General features: G+C 31.3%; 20 protein-coding genes and 1 riboswitch. Of the genes, 18 read left to right on the forward strand and 2 right to left on the reverse strand.

The window, feature by feature from the left end; genetic code table 11:
- Positions 1-168: 168 nt before the first annotated feature.
- The 15 genes from B7R65_RS13580 (at position 169) to B7R65_RS13650 (ending at position 12,524) form a co-directional block, all read left to right on the forward strand.
- Complete coding sequence (locus B7R65_RS13580; protein ID WP_088043333.1) at positions 169-1,095, forward strand: helix-turn-helix transcriptional regulator; 927 nt, start codon at positions 169-171, stop codon at positions 1,093-1,095.
- Between the two features lie 271 nt (positions 1,096-1,366).
- Positions 1,367-1,804, forward strand: coding sequence for a hypothetical protein (locus B7R65_RS13585; RefSeq protein ID WP_088043334.1), 438 nt, complete (start codon positions 1,367-1,369; stop codon positions 1,802-1,804).
- A 199-nt stretch (positions 1,805-2,003) separates the two neighbouring features.
- Complete coding sequence (locus B7R65_RS13590) at positions 2,004-2,237, forward strand: hypothetical protein (RefSeq protein WP_088043335.1); 234 nt, start codon at positions 2,004-2,006, stop codon at positions 2,235-2,237.
- A gap of 169 nt (positions 2,238-2,406) precedes the next feature.
- Positions 2,407-2,967: a GNAT family N-acetyltransferase gene (locus B7R65_RS13595; protein WP_088043336.1), complete on the forward strand. Its 561-nt coding sequence runs from the start codon at positions 2,407-2,409 to the stop codon at positions 2,965-2,967.
- 179 nt (positions 2,968-3,146) lie between these two features.
- Entirely contained in the window at positions 3,147-3,695 is a 549-nt protein-coding gene (locus B7R65_RS13600; protein WP_088043337.1) for a hypothetical protein, read from the forward strand.
- A gap of 329 nt (positions 3,696-4,024) precedes the next feature.
- Positions 4,025-4,480 (forward strand): nucleoside deaminase, encoded by a 456-nt coding sequence (locus tag B7R65_RS13605; RefSeq protein WP_088043338.1) that lies wholly within the window; start codon positions 4,025-4,027, stop codon positions 4,478-4,480.
- A gap of 297 nt (positions 4,481-4,777) precedes the next feature.
- Positions 4,778-5,272: a hypothetical protein gene (locus B7R65_RS13610; RefSeq protein WP_088043339.1), complete on the forward strand. Its 495-nt coding sequence runs from the start codon at positions 4,778-4,780 to the stop codon at positions 5,270-5,272.
- Positions 5,273-5,404: 132 nt separating this feature from the next.
- On the forward strand, positions 5,405-6,064 hold the full coding sequence (locus tag B7R65_RS13615; RefSeq protein ID WP_088043438.1) for a response regulator transcription factor: 660 nt from the start codon (positions 5,405-5,407) through the stop codon (positions 6,062-6,064).
- Between the two features lie 140 nt (positions 6,065-6,204).
- A riboswitch (purine riboswitch) is annotated at positions 6,205-6,304 on the forward strand.
- A gap of 93 nt (positions 6,305-6,397) precedes the next feature.
- Positions 6,398-7,675, forward strand: coding sequence for an amidohydrolase family protein (locus B7R65_RS13620; protein WP_179194884.1), 1,278 nt, complete (start codon positions 6,398-6,400; stop codon positions 7,673-7,675).
- A 436-nt stretch (positions 7,676-8,111) separates the two neighbouring features.
- On the forward strand, positions 8,112-8,507 hold the full coding sequence (gene spxA / locus B7R65_RS13625; RefSeq protein ID WP_088043341.1) for a transcriptional regulator SpxA: 396 nt from the start codon (positions 8,112-8,114) through the stop codon (positions 8,505-8,507).
- A 126-nt stretch (positions 8,508-8,633) separates the two neighbouring features.
- Positions 8,634-9,047 (forward strand): RrF2 family transcriptional regulator, encoded by a 414-nt coding sequence (locus tag B7R65_RS13630; RefSeq protein ID WP_088043342.1) that lies wholly within the window; start codon positions 8,634-8,636, stop codon positions 9,045-9,047.
- Between the two features lie 128 nt (positions 9,048-9,175).
- The gene (locus B7R65_RS13635; RefSeq protein ID WP_088043343.1) at positions 9,176-9,511 is read left to right on the forward strand and encodes an IDEAL domain-containing protein; all 336 of its coding nucleotides are present in this window, start codon (positions 9,176-9,178) and stop codon (positions 9,509-9,511) included.
- A 526-nt stretch (positions 9,512-10,037) separates the two neighbouring features.
- Positions 10,038-10,463, forward strand: a complete 426-nt coding sequence (locus B7R65_RS13640) for an SRPBCC family protein (RefSeq protein ID WP_088043344.1) — start codon at positions 10,038-10,040, stop codon at positions 10,461-10,463.
- 459 nt (positions 10,464-10,922) lie between these two features.
- Positions 10,923-11,729: a protein-glutamine gamma-glutamyltransferase gene (locus B7R65_RS13645; RefSeq protein ID WP_088043345.1), complete on the forward strand. Its 807-nt coding sequence runs from the start codon at positions 10,923-10,925 to the stop codon at positions 11,727-11,729.
- Between the two features lie 357 nt (positions 11,730-12,086).
- Positions 12,087-12,524 (forward strand): VOC family protein, encoded by a 438-nt coding sequence (locus tag B7R65_RS13650; RefSeq protein ID WP_088043346.1) that lies wholly within the window; start codon positions 12,087-12,089, stop codon positions 12,522-12,524.
- 192 nt (positions 12,525-12,716) lie between these two features.
- Here B7R65_RS13650 and B7R65_RS13655 read toward each other — a convergent pair whose 3' ends face one another.
- Positions 12,717-13,052, reverse strand: a complete 336-nt coding sequence (locus B7R65_RS13655) for a YciI family protein (protein WP_088043347.1) — start codon at positions 13,050-13,052, stop codon at positions 12,717-12,719.
- 326 nt (positions 13,053-13,378) lie between these two features.
- On the opposite strand from B7R65_RS13655, the gene B7R65_RS13660 reads away from it, so the two are divergent.
- Together B7R65_RS13660 and B7R65_RS13670 are read left to right on the forward strand one after the other, a co-directional pair.
- Complete coding sequence (locus tag B7R65_RS13660; protein WP_088043348.1) at positions 13,379-13,882, forward strand: immunoglobulin-like domain-containing protein; 504 nt, start codon at positions 13,379-13,381, stop codon at positions 13,880-13,882.
- Between the two features lie 250 nt (positions 13,883-14,132).
- The gene (locus B7R65_RS13670; protein ID WP_088043350.1) at positions 14,133-14,711 is read left to right on the forward strand and encodes a dihydrofolate reductase family protein; all 579 of its coding nucleotides are present in this window, start codon (positions 14,133-14,135) and stop codon (positions 14,709-14,711) included.
- A 238-nt stretch (positions 14,712-14,949) separates the two neighbouring features.
- On the opposite strand, the gene B7R65_RS13675 is transcribed toward B7R65_RS13670, so the two are convergent.
- Complete coding sequence (locus tag B7R65_RS13675) at positions 14,950-15,342, reverse strand: hypothetical protein (protein WP_088043351.1); 393 nt, start codon at positions 15,340-15,342, stop codon at positions 14,950-14,952.
- A 259-nt stretch (positions 15,343-15,601) separates the two neighbouring features.
- Here B7R65_RS13675 and B7R65_RS21530 point away from each other — a divergent pair, with 259 nt between their 5' ends.
- Entirely contained in the window at positions 15,602-15,817 is a 216-nt protein-coding gene (locus B7R65_RS21530; protein ID WP_088043352.1) for a hypothetical protein, read from the forward strand.
- The last annotated feature ends 34 nt before the right edge of the window (positions 15,818-15,851 follow it).

Below are 15,851 nucleotides of genomic sequence, written 5' to 3' on the forward strand. Positions count from 1 at the left end.
TAATACAACTCCTTTAGTTTTAAGTGTAGTATGCTTGTTTTATATCATTTGGATATTTTTACTGAGAGATATAAACGAGATCCTATTGTTTGATTCATCAATATTGATTACACTTACAAGTATAGTGACTAAAGGTGACATATCTAGGCACCATTAAGAGGTGTTTTTATGAAAAAATCGGAACGAATAAATCAAATACTGCGCTTCATTAATCAAAAACAGCATTTTACACTTCAGGATCTTATGCAGGAATTTCAGATTTCAAAAAGGACAGCACTAAGAGATATAGCTTCGTTAGAAGAAATTGGTGCACCAATCTATGCAGAATATGGTCGTTATGGAGGATATCGTTTACTTAATCAAATGCAGCTTCCACCTATTTCTTTTAATACTCAAGAGATCCTTGCGCTTTACTTTGCTATGGAGGCACTTCGAAGCTTTTCGAATTTACCATTTCAAGTCTCCTATCGTACCATACATGAAAAATTCTTAAATGAACTGTCTGAAAATCAAAAGCAAGATATTGAAAGAATGCAAAATCGCGTATCTTTTCAACATACTGTACAAATCAAAGAAAGCATACATTTAGAAATATTATTAATGGCAGCTGTTCAAAATATTGTTCTTGAAATAGAATATCAAAATAAATTTCGCACTATTCACCCAATTGCTATATATGTAATGAAGGGATATTGGTATTGTCAAGCATATGATATAGATAAAATGTCTTATCGTGTTTTTCGCTGTGATCGAATCTCATCAGCTGAAATAACAACCATTCAACCTTTGGAAGAGTTAAAGGAAATTACTAAACAAAATGCGCATTCACTTTGGAAGGCTTCAGAAAAAGCCGTTCAATTTAAATGGTTGATAAATCAAGCAGGAATAGAATTATTTAAAAATGAACATTATCCATCTATGGAATTAATCTACGAGTTGGAAAAAACATATATTATAGGTACCTATGAGCCAAACGAACTTGACTTTATCATTAAATATCTTGCTAGATTAGGAAAAACAGTAAAAATCATAGAGCCTATTATTTTAAAGGAAACCTTACGACAATATTATATGGACTTAATTGAAAATATATAATGAGTTGACTATCAAATATTTGATAGTCTTAGGGTATACAAATTTGAAAAAGACCAAGATTTAAGTGGGATTTTTTGATAATGCATATGAAACTAACGCATGTAAAAGTTGAACAAGACTTAGGGGCTGATCACATTTCAGCTCCTATTTTATTATTTGGCAGTTAAGTGTGAATAAGGGAGCATTTAATTTATATCTTAAAAAGTATTATTAACCTTTAACATTTAATAACTATGAATTAGGACTTATATTGTAAGGAGTGTTACTACTTATGGAAGTAGTTCAAAGAAAAAAGAGATTTAAAACAGGTGGAATATTAGTAATAGTTGTTATTGGTTTAATCATAGGTACAAACATAAATACCATTCGAAGTTCACTTAACAAATTTTTTATTCAACAGACGAAAGAAGAGACAACTCTTACTAAAACCTTAACCACAGATGATATTGGACAGATTAAAGGTAAGCAAGAGGCCCTTTTTTATAAATATATACAAGAAACGAAAAGAAAATGGCTATGTGAAGAAATTCACGACGGGGCATTCACGATTTATAAAACGGTTGTCTTTATGAGGGAGCATCCTGAATACGATTCCGTTAAAATTAAATTTAAGGTGACGAAGTACAAAGTAAATGGAAAAACAGTTGAGTTTATGAGTGAAAGTAAAATTACTAAGCTTCATTCAAAAAATGGTTGGAAAGATAAATAAATTGTTAAGTAAATTAAAATCCCTTATTGAACTAACGCATGCTTTAGTTCAATAAGAGTAAGGAGTCGATAACGATCGACTCCTTTTTAAGTTTTTAGAAAGTTAGTTAAAAGAGGTTAAATGGAAAAAAAAGGTAAAAATTATGATTTTATCGAATTTAAGAAGCTATGAGTAAGTCAAAATGTTAGGAGAAAGGGAGATGAATGCTATTTTAGCATTATTATTAATTTTAATATTAGTAGGCTTTTTTATTTTTATAGTTGTAAAAAATAGTGATAATTCAGGTGTTAAATTTATGCTACTCGGAATAAGTATAATTTTAGTTGGTGGTATTATGTCAGTTGATACTAATTCATATTTTAGGGGATATGAACATTTAATTGTAATTGTTGGTTTGATAATTTCAGTTGTTGGATTTGGAAAAAACAATTAACATATTGAACTATCTTATGCGTTAGTTGAAGAGCATGAAGGCTGAATTGGCGGTCGTTTTATTATACTATTCTACAGTTTAATGTAAAGGTAAAATTCTCGATAACATGTAACATAATATTTAAGCCACAGAAATGTGAAATTTAATAAATAGTATAGGAGAAGAACCAATGAATCCATTATTATTAGAAATCCCAACTAAAATCGATACTAAGAGATTGTACTTAAGAATTCCGATGGCTGGCGACGGTGAAACAGTTAATGCTTCAATAAGAGTTTCAATTAATGAATTAAAAATTTGGCTACCATTATATCAAAGTATGCCTGAAATTACTGAAACAGAAATCACTGTGCGACGTGCACATAATCAGTTTTTAAATCGTGAAAGTTTTCGTTTTCTTATTTTCAGTAAAGAAACAGATGAGTTTATTGGGACGTGCAGTTTACACAATATTAATTGGGATATTCCTAAATTTGAAATAGGATACTGGATTGATACTCGTTTTAGTGGTAAGGGATATATGACAGAAGCAATACAAAAATTAACCAATTTTGCAATTCAGGAATTGAATGGGAGAAGAATTGAAATACGATGTGAGTCAAGTAACACGAAAAGTCGTACTATTCCTGAAAAATTAGGTTTTGAGCTAGAAGGGATGTTACGAAATTATGATCTATCAGCTGATGGTAAAAAACTAACTGATACCTGCATATATGCAAAGATAAATTAGCCTATAATTAAAAATTACTTATTCAACTAACGCATGTTTTAGTTGAATAAGTAATTATTTTTATGTTGAGTACTTTTTTAAGAAGGTCTCTTTTTTTATTTGGAAAATACAGGGAAAATCGAAAGGGATAAGGAATAAAATAATGTTTGTAAAATGTTTTTTATTTTAGGGGGTATAGTTTGCGAAACAAAATAATAATTATTTTCATATTTTTGTGTATAGCTCTTACTTTTCTTATCAAGCAGATAAATAAAGATGATAATAATGAAATTATAAAGGTGATTATAACATCAAATCCATCGATAACTAAAATCGCTCATGTCGAGAATTTGGACAGTAATAGAGCAGTAGGATTTTACGAAAGTAATTTAGCTGGTAATGAGTATTTCTCCGATATTTTGTTAAAAAAAGGAATATTTGGTTGGAAGGAATTAGGGAGTACCGGAGGTCAAACGCCAAAAGAATACAAATTAGGTTGGACTTTTTCGAATTTGTCTCAACGTGATTTCTCTAAATACACAGATTTAATTTTCGGAAAAATATATGACACAAGTATAAGTGAGATCCATATTCTTACTCAAAATAAGATAGAGTATAAGGCTAAAATTATTGAATATGACAAAGCTGAAAAACTTTGGTTTTTAATTACTGATGGAGAAAATGTGTTAGGTTCAACAATTACAGCTCTTTCAAAAGATGGGAAAGTAATACAGCAGTTTAAAATGTAATGACTACTTTCTTGAACTAACGCATGCGTTAGTTAAAAAATATGAGTAGCCAATGGTTGCTCTTTTTTTATTGTTTAAAAAGGAATATACACCTTCAATATTTAAAATCTATTTATACATACTAAGTTTTTTAGTATGACTAATGATCAACGTTGGATTATTTGGAGTAATTGAAAAATACTTCGAACTATAAAATATTCTTATACAACTAACGCATGCGTTAGTTGTATTGGAAGATTGACAGATTAGTTGAAAAAGAAATGATATAATCAGACTAATACTAAGATTTTATTTAAAAGAAAAAATTGTTTAGATGGAGGACTTATGAAGTGTTAAAAAATGATGAATATTTTATGGGAAAAGCAATAGAAATGGCTTTACAAGCTAGAAAAGAAGGAAATGAACCATTTGGAGCTATTTTGGTAAAAGATGATGAAATAGTTATGATTGGAGAAAATAAAATAAATACTATCTGTGACCCTACTCATCATGCAGAAATTGGACTTATAAGTAAGTTTTGTTCAGAACATAATGTTTTTGATTTGAGTGATTATACTTTATATACTAGTTGTGAACCTTGTGTAATGTGCTCTGGAGCTATGGTATGGTCAAATTTAGGGAAAATGGTATTTAGTGTATCCCACGATCAATTAGCAGAAATAGCAGGTAGTAACATTATGATATCATGCAAGGAAGTATTTGAAAAAAGCCCTCACAAACCAAATGTGGTAGAAAGAATATTAAATGAAGAAGGTTTAAAAGTATTTAAGGGATACGAATTTTAAACCTTCTTAACCTGTAGTAAAACCACACCTTCCTTATGCAACTAACGCATGCGTTAGTTCAACATTGTTCGAATTCTTCGGTGTTTTTATATTGCACTAACCTATTATAATTAAGCTTCTTATTTAACTAACACAACCAAAAATAAAATAATTAATTTTTCTTTTTGAATAGACTATTTTTGTGTTTAATATAATAAATCATCCACAATCATTTAAAACTATCACTATTTGTACTTGGTATTAGAGCCTTAATTACAGTCAATACTTTGAATGACTATGATTAAGGGGGAAATAACGATGACATCGAATGATAGAGACCAATCTAATAAGCATAACTTTGAATATTATAAAGAAAAAAAGAATGCTTATTCTATGGAATTATCGAAAGAAAAAGGATTGCCAGAATTAATTGGTAGTGAGAAGCAAGTAGCATGGGCAACAACACTAAGGTTAGAATATATTAATTTATTAGATGAAGAGAGAAATGAACTTCCTTTGTTAAAAGCAACATATGCAGCAAATGGCATGATTTCGGCTAGGCACCAAAAAAGAATTAGTCAAAAAACGGCTTTTGCAGAAAATTTGATTCGAGTCTTGAGTGAGAAAATGATAGAAGAAAAAGAAGCAAAAGTATTTATCGAATTACGCAATAAAATGAAAAGCGGAATCGTTCGTGAGATCTTTTATAGTAATAATATCTTTCGGTGGATTTGGAATAATGCCATTTCAGAAGAAATAACAAAATTGGCTCTTTCCTTAGAATTATGTACAAAAGAAGATTTAACTAATTAAAAAAGAATCGGCACAACAGTAACGAGTTCTCTTGATGGGGATTTTTGTAATAAAAACATAATGGTTTATGCCTGCGTTAGTAATCATCTTCATCCTGTGAGGATAAGAAGAAAAAAATGGATCTATCAATGGATGATAAGCAAACGAATGAAGGGTTACAGTCTTGTAATAAATGGTTTTAATGTGGAATTAGTTGCTTCAGGAAAAGATGGCTTAGAAAAGGCTCTTAATGTTGAATACGATTTGATTATTGTAGATTTAATGCTACCTCATACAGATGGCTTTGAGATTTGTAGACAGGTTCGTGCTGTTAAGGAAATTCCGATATTAATTGTAACAGCGAAGAAAGAGGATATTGATAAAATTAGAGGACTTGGACTAGGGGCAGATGATTATATCACTAAGCCATTTAGCCCAAGTGAGCTTGTTGCAAGGACTAAAGCACATATATCGCGTTATGACCGATTGAGTGGAATTAAAGAAGTAGATAAAAAGGAAATACGTATAAGAGGATTAACTATTGAAGAAGCATCACACAGAGTTTTTGTAAATAGGAGAGAGGTTTATCTAACTGCCAAGGAGTTCGAGCTGCTAACATTTCTTGCTAAACATCCTAATCGGGTTTTTAGTAAAGAAGAGCTATTTGAGCTGATATGGGGTCTAGATTTAGCGGGTGATATCTCAACTGTAACTGTTCATATTAGAAAAATTCGTGGGAAAATTGAAATTGATCCTTCAAATCCACAATTTATTGAAACAGTTTGGGGAGCAGGGTATCGATTTTCTGTATAAATCCAGAAGGATTTTGAATTTGACATGTACATACGTTGATTCACCTTAAAATATGTTACTTCAATAGATATGACGAGCTAAATAAATCTGTTAAATTAAAGAAAATCTTGAACTTTGCTCATTATTCATTTATTATAATTCATATAAAATCATAAATCGATTGTATAACCTCATTGATAAGGTATGAGGGTCTCTACCAGGAACCGTAAAATCCTGATTACGAAAAAAAATGTTTTTTAACATTTTTCTTCGTAATCAGGATTTTTTTATTTTAATACTATTTAGGAGGAATTTGAATTGAAAATAATATATATTAACGCTACTTTTTTTACAATGGATAAGGAAAATCGGATCTTTGAAAACGGTATGATGATTGTACAAGATCAATCAATTATCTATATTGGTAAACATAATGAAGAACTACTCGTCGATGCAGATCAAGTAGTAGATCTTACTGGTAAATGGGTGATGCCAGGTCTAGTCAATACTCATTCTCATATATTAATGTCTCTATTACGTGGTATCGGAGATGATATGCAATTAAAACCTTGGCTTGAAACGAAAATATGGCCAATCGAAAAGCAATTTACAACAGAGATTGCGTCTATGAGCGCACAACTGGGCATTTTGGAAATGCTTAAGTCGGGAACAACTACATTCTCAGATATGTTTAATCCTAACGGTATTGATCCTAACGTTGTAATGGAATCCATTGCGGAAACAGGAATTCGTGGAGCATTTTCTTATTCAATTTTTAGCCTCGGAACAGAACAAGAACAGAAAATGAATCTAATAGGTGCCGAGCAGTTTTCGAAGGACTACAAAAAGTTTGCTGATGGACGACTGACAACTATGGTAGCACCTCATAGTCCTTATGCATGTAGCCCGGAAGCGTTAATTGAAAGTGCTAGAATTGCAAAGGAAAATGATTTAATGATACACATCCATGTATCAGAAACTGATTATGAAATCTTAGAAATTGAAACTCGTTATGGAAATCGACCTGTTGAGCACCTTCGTAAACTAGGTATATTAGATCAACTAACAGTAATGGCTCACGGTGTTGTTCTTAACGATGAAGAGAGAGCAATATTAAAGCAATATGATGTAAGGGTTGCTCACAATCCAATTAGTAATTTGAAGCTAGGTTCTGGTATTGCTGATGTTGTTAGTCTTTTAGATGCGGGGATTAAAGTAGGAATTGCAACAGATAGCACAGCGTCTAATAACAATCTAGATATGTTTGAAGAAGTTAGAACTGCTGCATTATTACAAAAAGGGATATATAAAGATGCAACTAAATTCTCTGCACAAACAGCACTAACCTTGGCTACTAGAGGTGGGGCTGAAGTGATAAGGATGGGACATACAGGCTCTCTTGAAGCAAATAAAAAGGCAGATTTTATTACAATTTATCCTTATAATAAAGAGCACTTACAACCGATTACTGCAGCATATTCACATTTACTTTACTCTGCACGAGGAAGTGATGTATGTGATGTATACATCGATGGCAAAACAATTGTAAAGGATGGTAAATGCTTATCGATTGATGAGGAAAAAGTGATTGCTGAATCAAATCGCCTTCTTAATAATCTTACAACTAACTAAAATCAATGGAACAATGTTGTTCCCATATTTACCTTAGAATTTTAGTTGGTTATGGTAGTAATTAAATTGATTTCTAATATTACTAATGCATGCGTTAGTTGAACTAGGGTTTATCCGTATTTTCAAAGATCTCAATTAAAAGTTAATTTAAGAAAAAAATCAGTTAAGTCTCATTCTTGATTTATGGGGATGAGGCTTATACTTATTTGTATATTTCTTTTTTGTAATTAGTACAAATAGAAAATATTCCCCATATCTAAACTCTAAAAAAATATAGTTGACACATTCAACTGTAAATAATAAAATTACAGTATACTCATTTAAATTGAGTATAGAGGTCAACCTAATTTGTTTTATTGGTAATACATTAATAATCGTTTTTATCTCAACTGTAATTTTTTTTATTACATTTTAAATATAAGGAGAGTGTAAAAAAATGGTGAATCTATATGTAACACCAAGTTGTTCATCCTGTCGCAAAGCAAAATCATGGCTAGAGGAACATCATATTGATTATAGTGTTAAAAATATTATGAATGAATCACTTACACTTGAGGAGATTAAATCTATTCTTCGCATGACAGAAAATGGTACGGAAGAGATTATATCGAATAAATCAAAAACGTTTCAGGAATTAAATATAAATATTGAATCGCTCCCACTTAATGAATTATTTAAATTAATAATAAATAATCCTAAAATGTTGCGCATGCCAATAATCTTAGACGAAAAAAGATTACAGGTTGGTTATAATGAAGATGAAATTCGTAGTTTTCTTCCTCGTAAGCTACGAACATTCACATACATTAAATCACAAAAAGTAGCTAATTAATAAACAATATTGAAAGTGAAAAAATGTCAGTTTTCTTGACAAGACAATCTGTAACACATAATATTACAGTACTAAATAATATCATCGAAGTATATTAAGAAATTAATGATTTTTAGGAGGCAGGCCATGAATAGTGATTTCACTCTTGCCATTCATAGTTTAACTTATCTTGCACTGCAGCCGGATCGGATGTCTACAAGTGATGCAATTTCAGAGAGTGCCTGTGTTCATCCAGTACGTATTCGTAAAGTGCTTAGTTTGTTAAAAAAGTATGGATTTATTAAATCGAAAGAAGGAACTGGTGGTGGATTTATATTTGCCTTAGATTTAAATGAAGTTAATCTATGGGATATTTATATGATCACCTCTGAGGGGGCATTACAACCTAAGTGCCCTGAATCAAATGAAAAGTGTGTTGTTGGGGCAAATATGCAAAATGTACTTTTTAATATTTTCATAGGTGCAGAAGAACACCTTGGGGGATATTTAAAGCAATACACTATTAAGGATATTGTCGATCATATTAAATGTGAGAAGTGAGCAGCTAAAAAAGTGAAGGCTAAGCCTTCTTTTAATCGAAATGTAATAAAAATAATTACAGTTTGATCTAAGTGCCATTATGATCACAAATTTTTTAACTTATAACTTTAAATTAGAAGGTGGAAAAAATGAACTTAAATAAAGATTCTATTTTAAAAAAAGGTGACTGGGTTAAAGGTAAATCACTGAATGGAGAATTAGTAATAGGTTATATAGAATCACTTACTATTATTGATGAAAAAGTAAAGGTAAATGTAATAACTTCAGATAATAAAACGACTGTTGGGAAAACCATTCATATGCTAAATAAAAACGTAAAGAAAATGCCTGATTCGAAAGTGACAAACAAAGAACAGATTCGCTTTCTAATTGACTTGGCCCTTTCGACGGGGGATGAGGATTGGTTTAATGAACTATCTTCTCAGTTAAACTCCATGAGGCAACTTGTGAATGGTGTAAAATAGGGATCTTGAATCAATGATAGATCAAATAAAATCTAGTTCAAAAAACGTTAACAAAGTAATAAAACTTATTCAATTAACGCATGCGTTAGTTGGAAATCATGAGTCACTGTTGTGGCTCTTTTTTTGTTGTAAATTAAAAGCAACTCATCGTGGAGGCACATTCGATTGCAGATGGGCGACTTCAAAGTAAGAAATCTTAGATTTTTAAGGAAATTGTCATTACGGCCTCCTTATTGAACTAACTCAAGAATTGGTTGAATAACACGATCGGCTGTAAAGTCGATTTTTTTTATTGTGCTAAAATACAGATTAGTTATCGGTTTCTAGCTTTTATCATTGTGAAGGAAACTTAATAATAGTATTTTAAAATGAAAAAGTTAGGAAAACAGGTAGGGATTATTATGCAGATAATAGAAAATAATAAGAGGTAGCATGACTTTTATTGAAATAGTCTACAATATAGTCAGCCACACATGGTGTATAATTCAATTTATATAAATTCGTATCAAGAGAGGCGTGAAATGAAATGGAATCAACTAAAAAAGTAACAGTAGAAACTACTATTCAGGCATCAGTAGAAAAAGTATGGGAACTTTGGACAGAACCCACACATATTAAAAAATGGAACAGTCCTTCAGACGACTGGCACACACCAATTGCTGAGAATGATTTAAGAGTTGGTGGGGAATTTCTATCGAGAATGGAAGCGAAAGATGGCAGTTTTGGTTTCGATTTTGGTGGAACTTATGACGAAGTGAAAATTAATGAGGTTATTGCTTATACTTTAGGTGATGGAAGAAAAGTTGATATAACTTTTAAAGGGAAAGAAGACCAAACAGTAGTAATTGAAACATTCGATCCTGAAACAACTAATCCTGTTGAGTTTCAACAACAAGGATGGCAAGCAATTCTAGACAATTTCAAAAAATATGTGGAACAAACAAATATATAAGTAGATATTCAGAGAATGGTGATAATGAATCATTCTCTTTTTTGTCTTATCAGGCTTTATTTCACAGCAAAAATAGAAAGATTTAAACAAAGAAATATCGAATTTTATGCAACTAACGCATGCGTTAGCTATCCATGAATCAGAGATTCACAACAGTGAATGACAGATTAAATCGTTCTCACATAGTAATTGAATATAGTGATTGGCTGCTAACAGCCTTTTTATTATGCTATCTGACAGTAAAATGAATTGTGAGAAGATTATCCTTTCCCTTTTAATTCATAATTGACACAAAAAATAAATTAATTATTTATTAATCGAGTTTCGTCTGAGTCTTTTAAACTGATATCTATTAATTATCTGAATGGGCGAAGATACACTTCAAATCGAAGTTTGAATATGATGGGTATAAATGAAAATTAATGAAAATTAATACTTGATGTTGAAAAGAGGTAAATTATGAATCAATTTTCGGGGATGTCAATTCAACAGCTGAATGAAGATCCGACGGTAAATGCATATCGATCCATTTATGAATTTGAGCGCATGTTACGAAATAATATCACATTAAGTGCAAGAGCCATGTTTCAAAGTGGAGTGAGGTTTGCAGTATTTGAAAGATCTCGATGCAATCCTATGTTCTGGCAGTTAATGAGAAGCGGAGGATTCCTATTGAGGCAAGGTGTAAAACCTTCTGATGCAATTAAAGATATTTACTTTAACAGTTCATATTATGCGTTTGAATGTGCAACGGCAATGGTCATTATCAATTACCATGCGATCCTAAGTCTTATTGGGGAATACTTATTTAATCAAATATTTCAAAACATCTATTTATACGGCTGGCATGCTGATCCTGACCTTGGAATAAATGCACAATATTCTGCCCGTTTTTATCCTGGAGATATCGTATATTTTAATAATCCAGATTTTAATCCAATAACCCCTGAGTGGAGAGGAGAAAATGCTGTAGTTCTAGGAGATGGTACGTATTTTGGACATGGATTAGGAATATTGACAGCTGAACAAATGATTTATGCTCTAAATAAAATGAGAATGCCAGGATCATATCGGTCAGCCTACCTGACTAATTCAGTTACAAGACCGAATTTTAATCATTTGGCGGAATTATCAAATTGGCAACGAGACAATTCAAATAAAAAGTATAATATAGTCTTCCATCATAACGAAAATTCGATTTCATTTGATCGATATAATTACTTGTTAAATTGGATAGAAAGTAAAATGGACTTGAAAGAGATCTGAAATTATTATTGAAATATTTTAAAATTCATTTAGCCAAAATAATATGTAGCAATAGACAAAGGTCATAGAGTTTTTATTAATTCTGTGACCTTTGATTATATAAGTTTTAAGGTTTACCTAAAATGAAATTTAATAATTTGTGCAATTACTTGATTTTATACAATAATTGTTTAATCCTTTTTGAACTAACCCAATCGTTAGTTGAAGATCATAAGTTGCTCAATATGGTTTTTTTTATTCAACATAGGCAGATTTGTTGAAGAAGGATATTTTCCAGTTTTAAGCGAATTAGAATTTCAAACAAACCTTACACGAATACAGGTATTGAAAATAACAGGTACATAGGAGGTAAGAGATATGAAGATCAATAGAATAGATCATGTGAGTATAAACGTAAATAATCTTTCAGAGGCTAAAGCATTTTTTCTTGATTTAGGACTTGAAGTGCAAGCGGAATGGGAAATGGATGGAGAACAGTTGGACAGAATAGTTGGGCTTAATGACGTTAAAACGGCATGTGTAGGATTGGGGATGCCAGATGGTCAGGCATGGATCGAGCTAGTCAAATTTTATACGCCGTTAGATGAAAAAGATATTCAGCAACCTTTTGCAAATACACTGGGTATCCGACATATTTGCTTTGCTGTTGAAGATATTGAAGCTATTATTGCAAAATTGAAAAAGAAGGGCACGGAAATCTTTAGTGAGATACAGCAATATGAAGAAAGTTATAAGTTATGTTACGTTCGTGGTCCAGAGGGAATTATTTTAGAGTTGGCAGAGAAAATCAGATAAATATTGAATGGGACTATAAATGATTAAGATCTCGAATTTTAAAGATTTCTTCTTCTAGTATATGGTGCGATAGTTGAATAAAATAGAAGAAACTTGAAAAACAGTGATGAGTTTTCTTTCCTTTCGAAACCTTTAAAGAAGCAAATGGCTCAGTCCAATACTGAGCCGTTTGCTTTTCTCTCAACTACAAGGTCAAATGTTTTGTTTTGGTAGCATTGCGATCATCGGATAAAATTCTGTTGTCATTATACCAGCTATTACGGCAGGGTCTTCTGCTATAAGTTTTGGAACTTGAGCTTCATTTTCAACTTCAATGATAGCAATTCCATAAGGCGATGAAGGATTTCTAACAGGTCCGAAAACTAAAGCAATTCCCTGGTTTTGCTTGTCCGCCCAATAAGCAATATGTTTGCCCATGATATTCCGTTCTTCATCTGTCATGTCCTGTTGAAAAGTTGTTCTAGGGGGATTAGATTTTAGCATAAAGTGCATTTTAACTGATTCATTAATTGGGGTGTTGTCTGTCATTTCTAATTTACCTCCATTAATTCAAAATTTCTTTTATGACACTCAATTTCAATTATTTCACACATCACTATCGAATACAATGAACCAACTTTTGTGTTACTAACGCCTGAATTAGTTGAACAAGTTCAAGAGTCGCAAGTAGGCTTAGCAATTTTAGTTTAATAGGGTATGCAATACTTAAGATAGTAAAAAAATATAAGGAATTTCAAATCAAAAAATGAAAGAATTAGAAAAGATGAAACCTGCCGAACTACATTAACGATACAAATCCAGATAGGACTTTCTTGATATCTGTAGAATTTTTCTACAATAGAGGTGAAAAAAAGATGAAAAAAAGTTGGTTTCTTATTGTTTTTGGTTTGTTCTGTTTCCTGTCTGCTTGTTCAACGAATTCAGATGAACATGTGTTTAGTCAGAAAATTTTTCAATCTTTTGTTGATTCGCCGGACAATACCATTCCGGATACGATTCAAGATGGTGCGATTCAAATATCGATGATTCTTGACGGACAATATTACCCGTCTGGAACCAAGGACCTTACTCTGTCAATCGTTAATAATGGTGATTCGCTATTTTACGGAACACCGTATTCAATCGAACGGTTCGATGAAAAAAGACATACGTGGAGAGAGATTCCATTCCGAAAGGATTTCGGGTTTGATCAAATTGGTTTAACGATTAACCAATCAGAGATAAAAGATGAAAAGATAACGATTGGTTCAGCGAGGTTTTCGAAACCACTTGAACCTGGGTTTTATCGGGTGATTAAGTCGTTTTCAACAAATGGAGACAAATCCGTTAAAATATCCGCTATTTTTCAACTTCTTTAAAGGTCGCTTAGAACATTTCATAGGTAAGTCGATTATAGGATAAAATTTTAAATGTATTGTGCTAACTGTCAGTATTGATCAATTTAGTAAAGGGGAATCATCAAAGATTGGAAAGGAATTTTTTCCAAGTGAAGAATATAGGAAAAGGAAAGCATTAAGAAGAAAAATGTCTTCTAAACAAAATAAACAGTTAGTAATTCATTGTTTACTTAAATATAAGAAAACATTACTTAGTAAATAGGAGGATTTTATGAGAAAAGTTATATTATTTTTACATTCTTCTTTAGATGGCTTTGTAGAAGGGCCGAATGGTGAAATGGATATTGGATGGGTAACTTACAATGAAGAATTGGAAAAGCATGCAAAAAAAATTTTAAGTACTGTGGACACAGTTTTATGGGGTAGAGGGACATATCAAATGATGAAAAATTATTGGTCTTCAGTACCTTCTAACCCTGCATCAACAAAAAATGAAATAGAACATGCTAATTGGATAGAAGAGACATCAAAGGTTGTTTTTTCTACGACACTTGAAAAAGCTGAATGGAATAATTCAAGATTAGTAAAAGAAAATATCGAAGAAGAAATTAAAAACATAAAAAAACAGCCAGGTAAAGATATTATTATTTTAGGTAGCCCAAGGTTTGCACATCATCTTATGGAACTTGATTTAATCGATGTAATTAAAATTACTATTTCACCAGTTATTATAGGAAGTGGTTTACCTTTATTTAAGGGCTCGGAATATAAACGAAACCTCTCACTTGTCGAAAACAAAACATTTAATTCTGGTGTAATTGGTCTTGCTTATAATATTGTAAAATCGTAACTAAAAAAAATAACCCTAATCAACTAACGTATGCTTTAGTTGAACAACAAATAGAGGATAATCATAATCGATCATCCTCTATTTTCACTATATAGCAGTTTAATGTAAGTGTAATTATACACAATCTTTATTTATAAATGTCTTTTTCCTCAGCACAAAGAGACTCAAAAAGGAGAATGAGTTCATTATCAAATCATCCCCTCAAATGGCTTGAAAATGCTTATTGTGATATTACTCTTCAATTACTAGCTAAACGTTTTTCAAAATCCGCCTTAAACAACAGAATAGCATCAATATTTACAGCGAAATCGTGGTCACTGATATTAAAATTAGTTATAAATTCGTTAGACCTCTCACGAACCATAATTGTCGGACGGATATTGTCTCCAATAGTGTCCTGAGTTACACCACTTCCATAAATATACCAGTTAGTTTCAGTAGGTTTATTCGCTGAATTTTTAGATAAGTCATTTTTAATTATTTCGCATAAATTATCCATAAAATCTTCATTAAGATTAATGATTTTTCCAAATTTACCTTCAACAGTTATATCAGCATCTCCATACCAAATATTCCTGCTTGTTCGCTTTCCGTCATCTGAAGTGTAAGTTTCATCAAACAAAATCTTCATTTTCATTACCTCCCCGTTAAAATACAATTTCTTCACACTATTATACAACAATTAGAAATTGTAAAATAGCTTGCTGTTGGTCTCACTAAACTTGTAAGAGTTAGGCAAATTAACTTCATAGTAGGATTCCTCCTAAAGTTGTGAGTCAGAGTGACTTCTAAATAAAAAATGTATATTCTATATTACCGATAGTAGGCAAGTCCAAAAAGTAAAAAAAATATTAAGAGATACTGGTTGGGAAAAGGCACAAGTAAATAATATGGATAAGTCCCGTCCAGCAGATTACCTATTTGTATTTAAATTCAAAAACCCTGACATTAAAGCAAAAGAGATATTGTACAGGATATGGATTAATCCAAATAAAGATAGGTTAGAAATACACAAAGGAGAGTCTCAATATGTTCAGTACGCTCTATTAACTAAAGAAAATTCAGCAGATTTATATTATATTATTACGAGTGATGAATTAGATTAAAAAGATGAATGAATGAAAAAAAGTATATGCTAAA

It is taken from the genome of Bacillus sp. EAC, from assembly GCF_002156875.1.
Taxonomy (GTDB): Bacteria; Bacillota; Bacilli; order Bacillales; family Bacillaceae_G; genus Gottfriedia.